We start from the raw sequence: 19,497 nt of genomic DNA on the forward strand, positions 1-19,497 counted from the left end.
AACAATAATTACTACTATTGCGGAAACACCTATTAGTATTTTGTGTTCATATTCATGTTGCCTTTATTTTTTAATGGCTATTCATAGGCAATTGGGCTGTTTAAAAAAGCCATGCGTATAGCAGGCTATGCTAATGAAAGCATGGCTTTTTTGATAATTATGAAAAAATTGAAAGTTTTATTCGTTGTCTATACGCTCTTTGATATGCTTAATCATTTTAAAAGCTTTTACTAAATAATAGACAATTAGAATTAGTACAACTACTAAAATAAACTGCCAGATTACTAGTAAAATATTATTGTCATAAATTTCGGTTTCCATAGTTTTATTGTTTTAATCTATAATTTCTGAGGACACTATTTCACCAGTATCTATGTTTATTACAAATCTATAATGCTTATAGTCTCTAGCAACGGTTCCCATGCGTTTAAAAAAGATAGAAAATTCTAAAGTGCCTTTTACATCTATAGTTGCCAGATTTCCATTAATTGAAAGGTGGTGATTAGGGTTAAAATCTTTTGGCACCCATTCGCTTCCAAAAGTTATTCCTGTATAATCAGTATCGATAGCATCAATCTCATATTCTTGATTAGTTGATGAATTTCTTAAATTCTGTATTATATCTATTTTAAGATTTGCCCAATAATTTATTTTAACATTAATTACTGAGTGTGCTAAGCCATTTTGATCTTCGTAAGTTATTGCATTTTCCGATTCGAAAGACTCACTCTCAAGCATTTCTTCAATTTCTTCTATATTAGTATAACTGATACCATTCAAAGAGTTAATTTCACTATCAAACTCCCATGAATCATTACCATTAAATAAGGTCGTTAGTTGAATAGATAATTCCTCTACCTCATTTCTTGTTAATGGAGAAGTTACAATGTTTGGTTGCTCTTCAGTATCATCTGGTGATGTATTTTCATTGTTAGAATTTCCACCTCCGCCACTTGTTGGATCACTAGTGTTACCTGTTTGAGCACCTGCACTTCCTCCATCTGGACAATCAATAGAAACTGTAGTATATGTGGTACAAGTTGTATCTCCATTAGCATCTTCATGTTGACATTCATTATGCACATTACCAATAGTTGATGAATACAGGAAAATCTCGTTCGTATCAGGTGTTAAATGATATACTGTAAAATTAGTTGTACAGGGTAATGCAATTGAACTCTTATTCATTACATCATCAATGTTTACAGAGATAGGCTCATAACTCATATCATAACTCGAAGAACTTATATGACCATTTATTAATAGCTCTTGTCTTTGAGAAGCTGAAAAATGATACGTTACTAAACTTGCTGCGTAATCATCTAAAGTTGCATCATAGGTAAATACTAAGTTTTCAAGTTCGTTTCCTGTATTGTTTTCACGTTCAATTGGAAATGTATATGAATGTGAGTTGTTTTCGGTATGTTCTATAAATTTAACAATATCAGTATCTACAGTAAAACCATACGTATCGTTGTATATGCTTTTACCAATATTACTAGATTGTATATTTGTTAAACTTCTCATTTGGTTACTTAATTTACTATTTGCTTCAATATCTTGCTTTGTTAGCAAAGTAGTTTTAAAAGGAAACTCTTTCTCTGTAGCTTCTTCTTGTTGAATTTCGGTTACGGTATCATTCTGACAATTTGTGAATGATAACATCATTATCAAGATACATAAAACTTGACACAGTTTTTTTACATTATTCATTATAGTTATTGATTTTTAATACACCTACTCATACGTTTTTCGGTTTCCACGACTGTTGTTTGATAGTAGTAAGTACTGAGATATTAGAATTGAGATTTTCTTCATCCAACTAGTTAATACTACTACTGTAGGGAAAGCATCCCTTTTTTAAACATTTGCCGCGATGTGTATTAAAAAAATACCTATCTTTGATTTGCAGATCGTAGGCAAATGTTTATTTGTTTACTAGACTCCCGTTTTACGGGAGTTTTTTATGTTTTTACCCTATGGTTGTATGGGATGACCCCTTTCCTTGGAGGTTTTTACCATTACTGAACTCTTTTGAAATTTCATTTTAGTATTTATAAGTAGTACTTTATAATTTACAGTCATTGTTTTAATACTTATAAAATTTAATTTTTGGCTTTTAAATATTTACCCATCATTTATAAAGATCGTTTTAATGCATCCAAGAATTAAATAGACACTTCAAAAAGATTTTTAATTACTTGGACTATTAACTTCATTACTTGTATTCGTTCTTGCAGCTTTTTTAAACAATGTCTTCATATCTTCATATACGGTTTTAGCACCTGCTTCGTTTTCACCTGCTAGGTAACGCATAGTTCTGTAAAAGCTTAAGGTATTTGTATAATTATCATGATCTAATAAGGTTTTGGTATCTATAAGTTGCTGTGTAAGATTTTCCAATAGCTGTACACGTCCTTCTATTTGCATACGTGCATTGTAATCTTTGTCAAATTCAGCTTTATCAATAAAACTAGGAACCCAATTAGGATGTTGTTCCATGTGATTTTTTGCTTTATCTACAATCAATTTGTTTTGATTGGCAATACGACCGTATTGTTGTCTTTGTTCTGGAGTAAGGTTTACGGTTTTTCCCGTCAATACTTGTTGGATACCTTGTAAATGTGTGTCAAGCTCCGTAAGTTCTTCGGGAGAGAATTCAATACTGATTAAATTTTCTAATGCCATACTTTTTTTGTTTAGGGTTATACTTTATTTTCTAAACCTGAGTTGTAGTATAGAGCAGTTTTTTATTTATTAAGATTTAGCTTGTTAAAATTAAAACTGTTATTTTAGCTATCAGATTTTTTTGATGTTGTAAATGTATTGACAAAAGTATAGACAAACCAAGTTGTTAATAGGAAAATTCCATGAATTTTCCATGTTTAAACAAGTGTTAATTATTTGAAAAACAGAATTTTAAAAATTATTTTGCATTAGTGAAAACTAATAACTAAAAATTTCATTTTCCAGTTTTAATAATAGAATTTAGATGAGTTTTTTACACAGATACTTATTATTACTCTTTTTAATTTTTACTGTTAACCTTTTTGGGCAGCAAAACCAATTTCATATCCCTGATTCATTAAAGGCTAAATCATTTGAAGAATTACAAGGTCTTTATTATATGAGTGAATCCACTTCAGAAACAGATAGTATTATAGCGAATACTTACTTAAAAAAAGCTCTCATAAAAAATGATACTATCAATTCTGCAATCGGATATAGTTTTTTAATGCCGACAACTGATAACTTAGATTTAAGAGAAGAGTATGTTAATAAAGCTATTCTTTTAACAAAAAACAATCCATCTTATCAATTCCCCTGTATGCTTTATTCTTTCAAAGCTAGCTTGTACAATGAAAGAAAAGATTTTAAAACTGCCTTAGATTATTATTTATTAGCACATGATAGTGCTGTCGAAGTAGGAAATGTGGATTTTGCAAATACTATGAAATTAACTTTAGGCGTATTAAAGAATAATGTTGGAATGTATGATGACGGTTTAAAATATGCAAGAGAATCATGGAGCTTTATGAAAAGTAAACCTATTTCTGAAACCTATTTGAACTCTTTATTTCTTATCTCTTCAGCTTACATAAATAATAATAAATTAGATTCAGCATCAATATTTAATAGTATAGGAATAAAAAAGGCTGTATATATAGAAAGTGATACTCACTACTCAAGATTTTCATTTTTAGAAGGAGTTAATCAATTCAAAAAAAATAATTATAAAGTCTGTATTGATAGTATTGAAAAATCTATAATTCAATTAAAGGTAGACAATGACTTAGACAACGTTGCCGAATCCTATTACTACATAGGAAAATCTTATTGGAATACAAAGGACTATAAAAAGTCCTTGTTTTATTTAAAAAAAATGGATTCTATTTTTCTTAAAACTAATTCTTTAATTCCATTTTGTAGAGATGGGTATAAAACACTAATCAATTATTACAAAAAAAATGGAAACACTAAACGTCAGCTTTTGTATACTTCAAGATTATTAAAACTTGATAGTATTTTAGATAGTAATTATGAATATTTAAGTACAAATATTTATCAAAAATTTGAAACACCTAATTTGATTGCCGAAAAAGAACAATTGATAGATTCTTTAAATGAAGATAATTCTTCGTTTTGGAATTATTTTTACATTTTACTTTTTACCACACTCAGTATTACTACTGGCCTAATATTTAATTTTTTCAAACGAAAAAAAGATTTAAGAAAATTCACAGATATAATTTCTGAATTAAACACTAAGGTTGAGCATCAAAAATCAATAATTGATGCTGAAAATAATATCATTTTAAAAAGTGAAACAAAAGATATAGATGAGATAGTTGTTAAAAACACTTTATTAAAACTTGAAAAATTTGAAAAAGAGTTAGGTTTTACTAATAATAGAATAACATTACAAACACTTTCAAAAAAAGTAGGTACTAATTCTAAATATCTATCTAAAATTATTAATTTACACAAGCAAAAAAGTTTTAGTAATTATCTAAATGATTTAAGAATTGAATATGTAATTAGTAAACTACATTCAGATAAAAAGTTCCGAAAATACAGTATGCAAGCCATTGCTGAAGAAGTAGGTTTTAGTAGCAACAGATCATTTTTTGGAGTTTTTCAAAAGAAAACAGGAATTTCTCCTTCATATTTTATTACTGAACTTAATAAGAACGATAAGTAGTTGTTTTTCAGGTGTTTATCACGTGTATGTGTAATGGAAAATTCCGTGAATTTTCCATGTGAAACCGACTAAAAATTAGCAAAAAAGAAGTTTGTTAATTAGTTTTGATAAAAATTAATAAAAAACATTCTTAAAATGAAAAACAGAAAAACTTATAATTTAACGTTGGGTAAATGTAGAGTAGCATCTCTGAATGAGATAAGTATGCTTAAAGGTGGTGATGACGGGGAGCCAACAAATACTTTTACAGGATCTAAAGATGTAAAAATATGTACAATAACCTATACTTGTAAAGATTGCCCTCCAGTCCTTGATTCGAAAGATGGAAAGTGCCTGTTGACAGACGACTGTTAAAATAATACTCATCATCACTTCTCAATCTAAATAAAAAAGGTTGAGAAGTGATTAATTAATTATATAATGACAAAAAAATTTTTCCTTTTTATCATTCTAGTGTGGATTCTTAATGGTTGTAAAACGCATACATATAAAAGTAGTAATAACTTTTCAATGACTGTTATAGTTCCAAAGTCTAACAAGCTTACATTAGATGATGTAAATGTATGGCAACACAAAGATATAATAGAAGACTCTATTCCTGGAATTAGTCTTGATAAAGCATATAGAGAATTATTGGATACTAAAAAAGGAGATACCATTATTATAGCAGTAATTGACACTCGATTGGATATTAATCACGAAGAAATCAAAAATTATATTTGGACTAATAAGAATGAGATTCCTGAAAATAAGATTGATGATGATGGTAATGGTTATATTGATGATATACATGGGTGGAATTTTCTTGCTGATAAAAATGGGAAAAACTTATTTGATTTAAATTATTCTTATGTCAGGTTTTACAGAGAGTATAAAGTAAAATTTAATGGGAAATTAGAAAGTGAAATTCATAAACAAGATATATATGATTATAGATTGTTTGTGAGTGCTAAAAAGAAAATTCAATCTGAATTGAATTTAAGAAAAAGCAATATATCATATTTAGATTCTCTAAAAAATGATGGAATACTAGTCTTTAATAAATTGAAAAAAATATTTCCTAATAAAAGCTTGAATCAAGATTCTCTCGATAGTTTACAATCAAAAGATACTACTGTTGTTAATTATATAAAAAAATATAGTTATTATCTAAATATACGTGAACCTATAGATGAAAGGTTAGAAAGTGAACATAAATATCTAAATGTATATTTGAATGAAGAATATGATGATGTAAAACTATTTAAAGATAATTTTAATAATATTAGAGATACTAATTATGGAAACAATAAAGTGTCTTCTGATATAGATATTTTTAACCATTCAACACAAGTTACAGGAATTATTGTAGCAGATCGGAATAATTCTATTGGGATCAAAGGAATTACTAATACTGCGAAAATAATGCCTGTTTGTATATCACCTTCAGGAAATGAACGTGATAAAGATATAGCACTAGGTATTCGATATGCAGTTGATAATGGTGCTTCCATAATAAATATAACTTTCACAAAAGATTATCCTCTTCACAATGACTGGGTAATTAGTGCTTTAAAACATGCCGCTAAAAATGATGTTTTGGTAGTAAGTTCATCTGGAAATGACTATACGGATTTGGATACTCAAGATTCTTACCCTAATGATTCTAAAAACGGGGAATCAGAATATGTAGATAATTTTATAAAAGTAGGTGCTTCTTGGTTTAAACTTAATGAGCGCATGGTCACACATTTCTCAAATTATGGAAAGAGAGAAGTTGATATATTTGCGCCTGGTAAAAATATATATACAACATTATCAAATAATAAATATAAGCACACTGATGGTACTTCAATCTCAGCACCAATGGTGTCTGGTGTTGCCGCATTAATTCGTTCATACTACCCAAACCTAACTGCAGCAGAAGTAAAACAAATTATCATGAAGTCAGGAGTATCTTTGAATATCATGGTCAATAAACCATCTACTAGCAAAGAGAAAGAACTCGTTCCATTTAGTTCTTTATCCAAGTCAGGAAAAATAGTAAACGCTTATAATGCATTATTGATGGCAGAAAAAGTTTCTAAAAAAAAGAAAAAATCTAAAAAGTAAAGAGTATTAATACACAAAAAAATCAAGATAAAACTATAGCATATACTGCTACAGGAATATTGAACTGGAATACCTTTTTACTCACAGACTAAAGAATTTATAGGTAATTTTAAAATTCAGTGATAAAACTTTAAAATGTATTATCAATAGCTAAAAAAAACGTAACTCAATATGTATCTTATTTGGGCAATTATAAATACTGCTTTCATTATTCTATTTGTCGCGTTAATTTTAACGCTAGTCTTCAAAGGAAAAGAATTATTTAATAATAATTATGGAAATTTAATTATCATCTTTCTAACCATAGGTATCCTTGGACTTTTAAATAAGGATGCATACAATCCTAAAAACGAATATATGTTTCCTGCTAATGAAGAATTAACGGGAAGATCTGTGAAATCGCATCATGTAGTTCTAGAAGACAATCTCACACTCGACATACATTTAACAGTTCGCTTTAGAAAAGATACTTCAGGTGAACTAATTCCAAGTTTTAGTCGAAGTAATACAACTGGATTTATGAGTGGTCTAGTATGGAATTATAAGTATGCAGATATTGATAAATTGGATGTTAATACATACACCTACACAGTTGTAGGAATAATTAATTGGAATCTTTTCGGTATAAAATTATATACACAAGAAAAAGAACTAACGGGAACTTTTAAACTCAATGATTAGTGAGTAGCAAATTTTGACATTATATTGTAGGTGATACCCAAAAATTCAAGCAGAAGTAAAACAAATTATCATCAAGTCAGGAGTATCTTTGGATATTATGGTTAATAAACCATCTACAAGTGAAGAAAAAGAACTTGTTCCCTTCAGCTCTCTATCAAAATCAGGAAAAATAGTAAACGCTTACAACGCACTCCTAATGGCAGAAGAAGTCTCCAAAAAGAAGAAAAGAAAGAAGTAAAATAAACGATTTTGTAACTTCATAAAAACAATACACAATTGAAGTCTTTAAAGCCACTTATCATTCTACTATGTTGTGTTATTGTTGCATGTACTTCTTCAAAGTCAATGATACAAAAACCACAAATAATCACAACTACTTTTGCTAAAAACCAGCCATTAACTGAAATAGAAAAGCAAAATTGGCATTTTAAAGATATTATTGAAGATTCTATTCCAGGAATCAGTCTAGACAAAGCATATAATGAATTTTTAAAAAACAAAAAAGGAGATACCATTATAGTAGCCTTATTAGATAATAGAATAGATCGTTCGCATGAAGATATTAAAGAGTCTATTTGGATCAATAAAAATGAAATTCCAAATAATAATATTGATGACGATGCTAATGGTTATATAGACGACATAAACGGTTGGAATTTTTTAGGGAATACAAAAGGAGAAAATGTAGATAGAGCTACCTTTGAAACTACTAGAATTGTACGTAAATACAAAGATGTTTTTAAAGCAAAAGAACTTAAGGATATTCCGGATAGCTTAAAAAAAGAGTTTATCCTTTTCATGAAAGCAGAACAACTTTATAATGACAATATAAATCTTATAAAGGAAAGACTGGATATGATTGAATCACTAGAAAAAAGAACGAACGATGCATACACATATCTTTCTGGAATATATCCCGATTCTCTATTATCAGGAAAAAACATAATAAAATTAAGTTCAAAGGATAGTATTACGAATCGCATGATTTCGAATTATAGTTATTATCTAAAATACTCCGATTGGACTTCAAGAACTCGTAAACAAATAGACAGATATTTTACTATTTATTTAGGACTAAATTATGAAGAACGTTCTAAAATAGGAGATAATGCAGATAGTATTGAAGATACAGATTATGGTAACGGAAACATTAACGCCAGTAAATCATCTACTCACAACCATGCTATAAAGGTAGCAGGAGTTTTAGGAGCAAATAGAAAAAATAATTTAGGAATCAAAGGGGTTTCAAATGCTTTAAAAATTATGCCTGTATGTACTTCTCCTTCGGGAGACGAACAAGATAAGGATATTACTCTGGGAATTAAATACGCAGTTGATAATGGAGCCTCAATAATTATCATGACATTTACAAAATTTCTAGTTCAACGTGAAGATTGGTTAGTTGACGCTATCAAATATGCTGCAAAAAATGATGTATTGATAGTTTTGTCAGCAGGAAACTCATCTTCTAATTCAGATATTGAAAAAACATTTCCCAATGATTATTTTCTCGATAAAAAAGAATACGTTAATAATGTAATAGTTGTTGGCGGTGTTACAAATTTATTAAATGAAAAACTAGTAGCTGATTTTTCAAATTACGGAAAGGAAAGTGTGGATATTTTTGCTCCATCTGAGAAGATATATACAACAAAAAGAAATAATTCATACGGATTTGAAAGTGGAACTTCTGTTTCTGCTCCAATTGTTGCAGGCATTGCTACATTAATTCGCTCCTATTATCCAAATTTAACAGCAGCAGAAGTAAAACAAATTATCATGGAATCGGGTATTTCTTTGGATATTATGGTTAATAAACCATCTACAAGCGAAGAAAAAGAACTTGTTCCCTTCAGCTCTCTTTCCAAATCAGGAAAAATAGTAAACGCCTACAACGCACTTCTAATGGCAGAAGAAGTTTCTAAAAAGAAGAAGCGAAAAAAGTAAAATAAACTATATTGTAACTTCATAAAAACAATATACAATTGAAGTCTTTAAAACTATTGATTATTATGTGCTTTTGCATCGTTGCAGCTTGTACTTCTTCAAAATCAACGTTACAAAAATCACAAATACTCACAGCATCTTTTGCTAAAAAGAAAACCTTAACCAAAACAGAAAAACAAAATTGGCACTTTAAAGATATCTACGAAGATTCTATTCCTGGAATCAGTCTTGACAAAGCATACAGAGAACTGTTAAAAAATAAAAAAGGAAGTACGATCATAGTTGCTGTCCTAGACACTGAATTAGATATTGAACATAAAGACTTAAAAAATCAAATCTGGATCAATTCAGACGAAATTCCTAACAATAATATTGATGATGATAACAATGGTTATTTAGATGATATTCATGGTTGGAATTATTTACAAACAGTACAAGGAGGAAATATTCAATACTCTAGATTTGGTTGTACAAGAATCATAGAAAAATATAAACCTATTTTCGAAAATAAAACACTACAAAATATTCCATCTAATAAAATAAAACAATTTAAAGAATATCAAAGAGCCATTAAAATATTCCAGAAAGAAAAAAAATATATATTGGAAGATATTGCAGCTTACAAAAGAATAAAGAATAAATTTATTGAGGTAGATTCTTTACTAACAAAATATTTTCCTAGAAAAAATTATACTATTTCTGAAATAGATTCCATATCAAAAATAACAAATGATTCCCTTCTTAAGCCCCAGCTAAGGTTCATGAAATATTATTTAAAAAATAATATTAATCCTAAATGGGCAGATGAAAATATTAAAAATGAGAAAATAAAACTAGATACTTGGTTAGATTTCTCATATAACGATAGAAAAGTACAAGGAGATAATATTGATGACATCTCAGACATCTCTTATGGTAACAATAATATACAAGGCTCTAAAAGAGGAAGTCATGGTACAAAAGTAATGTCTGTTCTTGCCGCTACCCGTAATAATGATATAGGGATAAACGGAATAAGTAATTCACTAAAAGTCATGTTCTTGGGTGTTGCTCCACTTGGAAATGAACATGATAAAGATATTGCTTTAGCCATTCGATATGCGGTAGATAATGGTGCAAAAATTATCAATATGAGTATAGGGAAAGAGTTTTCAATGCATCCTGAATGGCTTGAAGAAGCATTTAAATATGCAGAAAGTAAAGATGTTCTCATTGTTTCCTCTGCTGGAAATAAAAGTTATGACTTAAATTCAGAGTTTGATTATCCCGATGATTATAATGAAAATGGAGAATATGTCAAAAACTTTATCAAAGTAGGAGCTAGTTCATACAAAGCAGATTCTACAATGGTATGGTTATCCTCTAATTATAGTGTTAAAAATGTAGATATTTTTGCGCCGGGACACAAAATTTATTGTCTATCAAGGAGCAGAGCTCGTAATTCTTCTGGTACATCATTAGCTTCTGCTGTAGTATCTGGTATTGCGGCCTTAATTCGTTCACACTATCCAAATTTATCGGCTATTGAAGTAAAAGAGATTATACTAGAATCAGGAATTTCTTTTGATGTAGATGTGGTACAACCATATCCATATGGAGAAAAACAACCTCCTAATAAAATTCCATTCAGCTCCCTATCCAAATCAGGAAAAATAGTAAACGCCTACAACGCACTTCTAATGGCAGAAGAAGTTTCTAAAAAGAAGAGGCGAAAAAAGTAAAATAAACTATATTGTAACTTCAAAAAAATAGCACATAATTGAAGTCTTTAAAACTACTTGTCATTTTATTCTGTTGTATTATTGTAGCTTGTACTTCTTCAAAATCAGCGTTACAAAAACCACAAATAATTACAATTGCTTATACTAAAAAGAAAGCACTAACCGAAACAGAAAAACAAAACTGGCAGCATAAAGATATTATAGAAGATTCAATAGCTGGAATTAGTTTAGATAAAGCATACAACGAAATTTTATCTCACAAAAAAACAGATACAATTGTTGTTGCAGTTCTAGATACAGGTATTGAAATTGAGCATAATGAGTTTAAAGGTATTTTTTGGAAAAACGAAAATGAAATTCCAAACAATGGTATTGATGACGATAATAATGGCTATATCGATGATATTAATGGGTGGAATTTTTTAGGTAATAAAAGCAAAAACGTCTTGATTTCAAACTATGAGTCTACCAGATTCATAAGACTTTATGATTCAGTATTTAAAAATAAAGACAAAAGTTTTTTTACAGGAAAAGATACATTACTTTATAAACAATATCAACTTGTATTAAAGGATCACATTAGTAAATTAGAAAAAGCTAAAAAAACTTTAGATGACTACACAAGAGCATATAATGACTATGAAAGATTAATTCAGGTACTTAAGCCATATTTTCCTAATGAAAAATTTACAATACAAAAATTAAACGCTATAAATACTGATGATGATTCATTAAATTATTTTATTGAAGAAGCTAAGAAATGCGTGACATATAATATCACTAGAGATTGGTTTGAATATAAAAAAAAATGGGCTGCTGTTCGTTATGAAAAACATTTAGGAGCTAGTGGTTATAATGAAAGTGATATCATCGGAGATGATCCAAATACTATTACAGATAAAGGTTATGGAAACAGTAATGTTGATGGAGAAAAACTTACTCGTTATCATAGCACACAGGTTACGGGTGTTCTAGCTGGAAACAGAAACGATGAAACAGGTATAAAAGGCATCACTAACTCAGTAAAAATTATGCCAGTTCGTTTGGCTGCATTAGGTTCTGAACGCGATAAAGATATTGCTTTAGCAATTCGATATGCGGTTGATAATGGAGCAAAAGTAATCAATATGAGTTTTAGAAATGATTTTTCATCTCATAGAGAATGGGTAGATGATGCAATTAAATATGCTGCTTCCAAAGATGTAGTGCTAGTTATAGCGGCTGGTAATGAAAGTACAAATAGCGATGTTTGTTTTAATTACCCGAATGATCAAATTGAAAATGAAAAGAGTTTTACAAATAACTTTATTGTTGTTGGAGCGTCATCATACAAAAGCAATTTAGTAAGTGATTTTTCTAATTATGGTAAACACAATGTGGATATTTTTGCTCCAGGAGAAGATATTTATACTTCAAACACAGGGAATAAGTATGCATTTATTGATGGAACGTCCTTTGCGACACCAATAGTTTCAGGAATAGTTGCTCTTATTCGTTCTTACTACCCAAACCTTACTGCAGCAGAAATAAAACAAATTATCATGAAGTCAGGAGTATCTTTGAATATCATGGTCAATAAACCATCTACAAGTAAAGAAAAAGAACTCGCTCCTTTCTGCTCCCTATCCAAATCAGGAAAAATAGTAAACGCCTACAACGCACTCCTAATGGCTGAAGAAGTCTCTAAAAAGAAGAAAAGAAAAAAGTAAAATAAACTATATTGTAACTTCAAAAAACCATACACAATTGAAGCCTTTAAAACTATTGATCATTTTAGTCTGTTGTATTATTGTAGCTTGTACTTCTTCAAAGTCAACGTTGCAAAAACCACAAATGATTACAGCTACATTTGCTAAAAAACAACTATTAACTGAAGAAGAAAAACAGAACTGGTTTCATAAAGACATTATTGAAGATACTATAGCTGGAATTAGTCTTGACAGGGCGTATAAAGAACTATTAACAAATAAAAAAGGAGATACGGTTATAGTTGCAATTATTGATATGCGTATTCATAAAGATCATGAAGATATCAAAGAGTTTATTTGGGAGAACACCAAAGAAATAGCAAATAATGGGATTGATGATGATAAAAATGGATATGTAGATGATATAAATGGTTGGAATTTTTTAGGAAATACAAATGGAGAACAAGCCTACAGAGCAAATTTTGAATATGTTAGAATTATCCGAAAGTTTGATAAACAATTCAAAAATAAACGTATTGATGAGGTAAAAGATACCACTAATTTCAAATTATATTTAAAAGCAAAAAAAGAATATTCTGAAGAATTAAGGTATGTAAGAAGGAGATTGAGGTCATTAAATTATAAAAAAATTAGAAAAAACTTTCTTGAGAAAGAATTGGAAAAAGTATATCCAAATACAAATTTGACTTTAAAGATATTACAGAGCTTAGAATCTACTGATAAAAAAGTTTCTCAAAACTTAACAGATCTTATACAACTTAAAAAAGACAGTGCGAGAAATGCATCTAGTTTTGTCTCTGAGAAACGCTATATTGATATTTATCTAAATGAAGATTTTAAAGAAAGAGCAATTATAGGTGATGATGTTAATGATATTAAAGATGTTTCTTATGGTAATAATAAAATAACTTCTGATAATTCTGCAGGTACACATACTCATGCCATAAAGGTAGCGGGAGTTATTGCTGCTAACAGGACTAATAATAAAGGGCTCAAAGGAGTTATTAATCAAGTAAAAATAATGCCAATTGCTATTTCACCTTATGGAGATGAACAAGATAAAGATATGGCATTGGCAATTCGGTATGCTGTAAATAATGGAGCAAAAATAATTAACATTAGTTCGAGTAAATATTTTTCTTTACATCAAGATTGGGTTACGGAAGCTTTACAATTTGCCGAAGAAAAGGATGTTTTAGTCATAACCTCTGCTGGTAATGAAGCCAAAGATTTGGACATTCAACAAAATTACCCTAATGATACAGATGAAAATAATTCTGAGATTTTGCAAAATTTCCTAAAAGTAGGAGCTTCAAACTATTTATTAAATGAAGACATAATTCATTACACCTCTAACTATGCTAAAGAAAGTGTGGATATTTTTGCGCCAGGGAAAGAAATTTATACTACATACCCTAACAATAATTATGGTTTTAGTAGCGGAACATCATATTCAGCACCAATAGTATCTGGAGTAGCAGCTTTAGTTTTATCTCATTACCCTAATTTGTCAGCAGCAGAAATAAAAACCATTATTCTTGATTCTGGCGTTGCTATTAACTGGGAAGTAAACATGCCGCCTAGTAGAAATGGTAAAGAACTCGTTCCCTTCAGTTCCCTATCAAAATCAGGTAAAATAGTAAACGCATACAATGCATTACTCATGGCAGAAGAAGTCTCGAAAAAGAAGAAAAAACACAACTAATATAATTTTCATAAAACGCTTATTTGCAAAAAGTATAGGTGTAAATTCAAGAATATGGACTAACTATTGTTTTTTGACCTTAGGATATTCACGTTATTTGAACGTAAATCATTTCCATTCAATGAAAAACGCAAATACATGAAATTCCTTTCAACATTATTCATATTCCTTTTCTCTCTTCTTTCTTTTTCCCAAGAAAGTGGTTTTTCGATTCCTGATTCTCTTAAAAAAATCAATAATAAAGAAAACGCTATTTATTACGCCAAAAAAGTAGACTCATCTTTTGAAGCAAACAAATTACCAAGCATAGAAGTCAAAAGAGCCTATGAAATACTCATAGAAAACTACAAAGAACAAAACAATACTGAAAAACAATTATTTTATATAAACAAATTGCTACTGATAGATAGCTTGCTTCAAGATGATTATAAGGTTTTGAGCGCATCGATAAATAAAAAATATGATGTGCCCAATCTTATCAAAGAAAAAGAGAAAATCATTTCCAAGCTCAATAAAGCCAATAAGCAATCGTATACTGGATTAATTGTACTAAGCATTCTCTTATTATTTTCTGGGATACTAATTTGGTTTTATTATAGAAAACAACAATTGTACAAAAAGCGTTTTGAAAAACTAATCAATACAGATAAGTCAGTAGAGATTGACAATAAAAAAAAAGAAAAGAAAACCGTCAATATAGATGAAGTAATTCTAAAAAAAATTCTAGATGGATTGAATAACTTTGAAGAAAGAAAAGATTTTATTACACGTAAAATAACGCTATCAACACTTGCAAAAAATATTGAGACAAATCCTAAATATTTATCTCTTGTTGTGAATGAATATAAAAATAAAAACTTTTCTAATTATTTAAGTGACCTGAGAATCAATCATGCAATATCAAGGTTAAAAAGGGATGATACGTTTAGAAAATATACCATAAAAGCAATTGCTCATGATGTCGGCTTTAGTAATTCACAATCTTTTTCAAATGCTTTTTATAATAAAGCAGGAATCTATCCTTCCTATTTTATAAAGAAAATCAATCAATCAAATAACACACATTAATAGCAAAACCAGTAAAATAACAAAAGGTAAATTTTAGACCTAACCGTTTATAAATCAAAACTCCCAAGCGCTCTTTAGGAGTTTTTTTATGCCTAAAATATTGATAAATCACAAAAAGATTTTGTTGAATATTAATTAAGCAAATTCTTAATTTTTTAAGCATTTCATCGAAAAAATATGCTTTTAATCGTTGATTTGTTAAAAAATTAACAAATTTACACGTAAAATAAATACTACACGAATCGGTACCTACTAGTCATTTTAATTTTGACTCCTTTGATTCTTGTAGTATTTAGAACGACCAACCTAAATCTTTTTATTATGAAAAACTATCTACTCTACATTGTCCTATTGACAATGTTAAACGTTTCTTTAGCACAAGCTCAAGAACGACAAAACTTTTGGTCTACTTCCCAAAAGTCACTAAGCAACGATGTTGTTGAACACAATCGTGAGTTGCCCAAAACACAAGTGTATGATCTAAACCTTGATGGTTTTAAAAATGCTTTACACAATGCTCCACAGAGAAATGAAATCAACAGCACATCTAATATTGTACTTTCATTTCCAAATGCTGAAGGAGTAATGGAACGCTACCAAATTTTTGAAGCACCAGTTTTAAGTCCCGATTTAGCTGCAAGGTATCCTAATATAAAATCGTATGCAGGACAGGGAATTGATGATCCTGCCGCAGTGATCCGATTTAGTGTATCTCCATTAGGAATACAAAGTATGCGATTATCTGGAACAAATGAAGCTGTATTTATAGAGCCAGTCACTAATGATAGAGCAACGTACACAGTCTATGAAAGAGCTGATAGATCAGTTTCTTTATCAAGTTTTGAATGCCAAGTGATAGACAATGCTTCTATTAATTTTGAGTCTTCTATTGCAGCAAGACCAAATGCAGATGATGGTATCTTAAGAACCTACAGATTGGCAGTATCTACTACTGGTGAATATACTGCTTTTCATGGTGGTACTAAAGCCGGAGCATTAGCGGCAATCAATACAACAATGACACGTGTAAATGGTGTATTTGAAAATGATTTTAACGTAACAATGGTATTAATTTCTAATACAGACGATGTTATATACACAAATAGTGGAAGCGATCCATATACAAATGGCGGATTTAACAATCAATTACAAAGTACGCTAACAAGTGTAATTGGTGAAGCTAATTATGATGTTGGACATTTATTTGCAAGAGCAGATAATAATGGAAATGCAGGATGTATTGGATGTGTATGTGTAAATGGACAAAAAGGAAGTGGATGGACTTCTAGAAACAACCCTGTAGGAGATCCTTTCGATATTGACTTTGTTGCACACGAATTGGGACATCAATTTGGAGCTAACCATACATTTAGTATTAGAAATGAAGGAACAAATGCACACTTTGAACCAGGAAGTGGTACAACGATCATGGGATATGCAGGAATTACGGGTGCTACAGATGTACAATCTAATAGTGATCCATTTTTTCACTGGTTTTCTATTCAACAAGTAACAAATTATGTAAAAGGTACATCTTGCCAAACTGATACTGCTACAGGAAATGCAGTGCCAACAACCAATGCTGGATCAGATTATACAATTCCTAAGGGAACACCTTTTGTGCTTACAGGAAGCGCAACAGATGCTGATGGAGATGCCTTAACTTACTGCTGGGAACAAGCAGATGAAAACAATGCAGCAACCACTTATCCGAGTGTAACGGCAACTACAGGAGTTTCGTTTCGTTCGTACAATCCTAGTGCGTCACCAAGTAGATACTTCCCAAGATTATCTACGATAAAATCAGGAGGAACTTCTTGGCAATGGGAAGCAGTTCCAAACGTGGCAAGAACACTAAACTTTAGACTTACTGTAAGAGATAACAGAGCTGGAGGAGCAACAAACAATAGTGATGATATGAGAGTTACAGTAAATGGAACTGCCGGACCATTTGTCGTAAACGCTCCAAATACTGCGGTAACTTGGAATGCAGGAACTACACAAACAGTAACTTGGAATGTAGCTGGAACTACTGGAAATGGAGTAAACGCTGCAAATGTTGACATCTTATTATCTACAGATGGTGGAGATACATACCCAATAAGCTTAGCTTCAAATGTTACAAATGATGGATCACACGATATTGTTGTACCAGATAATCAAGGAAGTCAAAATAGAATTATGGTAAAAGGAGCTAACCATATCTTTTTTGATATATCTAATGCGAATTTTACAATTGCCGGGCAAGTTGCATGTAACGCTACAGTGCCAACAGGTGTTTCCGTTTCCGGAATTACATCTTCAGGAGCTTCTGTAAGTTGGAATGAAGTAACAGGTGCAAGTTATGATGTGCGCTACCGCGCAACAGGAACAACTTCTTGGACAACAAACGCTGTAACTGGAACTTCAACGACACTCTCAGGATTGGCAACAACAACAGAATATGAAGTACAAGTGCGTAGTAAATGTACAAGCGGAAACTCAGCATACGCTGGCTCAGCAACATTTACAACTACAGACGTTCAATTAAACTATTGTGATTCAGCAAGTACTAATATCAATGATGAATATATTGGTCGCGTACAGCTGAATACTATTGATAATTCATCTGGAGGTCAGTTCTATACTGATTTTACATCAATTTCTACCGATCTATCAAAATCACAAGCATACACAATTACAGTTACACCAACATGGACAGGAACTGTTTATAACGAAGGATATTCAGTTTGGATCGATTACAACCAAGATGGAGATTTTACAGATTCAGGAGAGCAAGTTTGGTCTAAAGCTAGATCGACAGATACACCTGTAAGTGGAACATTTACAATTCCATCTTCAGCAACTGATGGCGCTACAAGAATGAGAGTATCTATGAAATACAATGCTATTCCACAACCTTGTGAAACATTTACTTATGGAGAAGTAGAAGATTATACAGTTGTAATAGGAGCTGCAGGACCAGATACGCAAGCACCAAGTGTACCAACAAGTTTAACAGCTTCTGGAACTACACAAACTGAAACAACATTAAGTTGGACAGCTTCAAACGATAATGTTGGTGTTACAGGATATGAAGTATTCCAAGACGGAACAAGTATCGGAACTACTTCTGGAACTTCATTAAATGTAACTGGACTTACGGAAGCTACAACATATGCATTTACAGTACAAGCACAAGATGCAGCTGGAAATACTTCTGCTTCAAGCGCAGCCTTAAATGTAACTACACTATCTGCAGCTACAGGAGTAACACTAACGCTTAATTTTGATAATTATCCAGAAGAAACAAGCTGGGAAATACGAAATAGTAGCAATCAAATAGTTGCTTCAGGCGGAACATACGGATCGCAAGCAGATGGTTCTACTTTAGTAATTAATCAAAACTTGCCTGCAGGATGCTATAGCTTAATTGTAAGAGATACCTACGGAGACGGAATGTGCTGCGCTTGGGGGAATGGTTCTTACTCACTAACTGAAGGATCAACCGTGTTAGCTTCGGGAGCTTCATTTGCAAGTTCAGATACTAATAGTTTCTGTGTTGGTGGAGCATCTGCTAGTAGAGGAGACGAACCAATTAGCATTGCACAAAACGATGAACCAATTGTATTCAATGTAACAATGTATCCAAATCCAGTAAGAGGAAATGAAATTAAATTACTTCTAAAAGATGAAGGTGTACAAAAAGCTACATATGTAATACGTGACATTGTAGGTAGAAATGTAAAAGAAGGAGTTATTGAAAACAAATCAATAAACGTTGCAAACTTGCCTAAAGGAATGTACCTGATTGAAATAAATAACGGTCAAAATACAGTTACTAAAAAAATCATTAGAGAATAAATATTATTTTTAATAAAGCGAAAGCCCTGA

Annotated in this window: 12 protein-coding genes; 9 read left to right on the forward strand and 3 right to left on the reverse strand. The window is 30.6% G+C overall.

Features of this window, described 5'->3' with window-relative positions; genetic code table 11:
• Window positions 1-177 precede the first annotated feature (177 nt).
• From ACRBBL_RS07035 to ACRBBL_RS07045, 3 genes are all read right to left on the reverse strand, one after another.
• On the reverse strand, window positions 178-321 hold the full coding sequence (locus ACRBBL_RS07035) for a hypothetical protein (protein WP_431368318.1): 144 nt from the start codon (window positions 319-321) through the stop codon (window positions 178-180).
• A 12-nt stretch (window positions 322-333) separates the two neighbouring features.
• A complete protein-coding gene (locus tag ACRBBL_RS07040; RefSeq protein WP_431368319.1) occupies window positions 334-1,668 on the reverse strand; it encodes a hypothetical protein in 1,335 nt (444 codons plus the stop codon).
• Window positions 1,669-2,193: 525 nt separating this feature from the next.
• The gene (locus ACRBBL_RS07045) at window positions 2,194-2,688 is read right to left on the reverse strand and encodes a hypothetical protein (protein ID WP_431368320.1); all 495 of its coding nucleotides are present in this window, start codon (window positions 2,686-2,688) and stop codon (window positions 2,194-2,196) included.
• 304 nt (window positions 2,689-2,992) lie between these two features.
• Between ACRBBL_RS07045 and ACRBBL_RS07050 the strand changes: the two genes are divergently transcribed.
• From ACRBBL_RS07050 to ACRBBL_RS07090, 9 genes are all read left to right on the forward strand, one after another.
• A complete protein-coding gene (locus ACRBBL_RS07050) occupies window positions 2,993-4,702 on the forward strand; it encodes a helix-turn-helix domain-containing protein (protein ID WP_431368321.1) in 1,710 nt (569 codons plus the stop codon).
• Between the two features lie 510 nt (window positions 4,703-5,212).
• Window positions 5,213-6,793, forward strand: coding sequence for a S8 family serine peptidase (locus ACRBBL_RS07055; RefSeq protein ID WP_431368322.1), 1,581 nt, complete (start codon window positions 5,213-5,215; stop codon window positions 6,791-6,793).
• Window positions 6,794-6,964: 171 nt separating this feature from the next.
• Window positions 6,965-7,474, forward strand: coding sequence for a hypothetical protein (locus tag ACRBBL_RS07060; RefSeq protein WP_431368323.1), 510 nt, complete (start codon window positions 6,965-6,967; stop codon window positions 7,472-7,474).
• Window positions 7,475-7,750: 276 nt separating this feature from the next.
• A complete protein-coding gene (locus ACRBBL_RS07065; RefSeq protein WP_431368324.1) occupies window positions 7,751-9,421 on the forward strand; it encodes a S8 family serine peptidase in 1,671 nt (556 codons plus the stop codon).
• 65 nt (window positions 9,422-9,486) lie between these two features.
• Window positions 9,487-11,142, forward strand: coding sequence for a S8 family serine peptidase (locus tag ACRBBL_RS07070; protein WP_431368325.1), 1,656 nt, complete (start codon window positions 9,487-9,489; stop codon window positions 11,140-11,142).
• 38 nt (window positions 11,143-11,180) lie between these two features.
• Entirely contained in the window at window positions 11,181-12,851 is a 1,671-nt protein-coding gene (locus ACRBBL_RS07075; RefSeq protein ID WP_431368326.1) for a S8 family serine peptidase, read from the forward strand.
• A gap of 37 nt (window positions 12,852-12,888) precedes the next feature.
• Complete coding sequence (locus ACRBBL_RS07080; RefSeq protein ID WP_431368327.1) at window positions 12,889-14,556, forward strand: S8 family serine peptidase; 1,668 nt, start codon at window positions 12,889-12,891, stop codon at window positions 14,554-14,556.
• Window positions 14,557-14,694: 138 nt separating this feature from the next.
• Complete coding sequence (locus ACRBBL_RS07085; protein ID WP_431368328.1) at window positions 14,695-15,624, forward strand: helix-turn-helix domain-containing protein; 930 nt, start codon at window positions 14,695-14,697, stop codon at window positions 15,622-15,624.
• A gap of 321 nt (window positions 15,625-15,945) precedes the next feature.
• On the forward strand, window positions 15,946-19,467 hold the full coding sequence (locus ACRBBL_RS07090) for a reprolysin-like metallopeptidase (RefSeq protein ID WP_431368329.1): 3,522 nt from the start codon (window positions 15,946-15,948) through the stop codon (window positions 19,465-19,467).
• Window positions 19,468-19,497: the final 30 nt, after the last annotated feature.

It is taken from the genome of Kordia sp. (genome assembly GCF_050633145.1).
Taxonomy (GTDB): Bacteria; Bacteroidota; Bacteroidia; order Flavobacteriales; family Flavobacteriaceae; genus Kordia.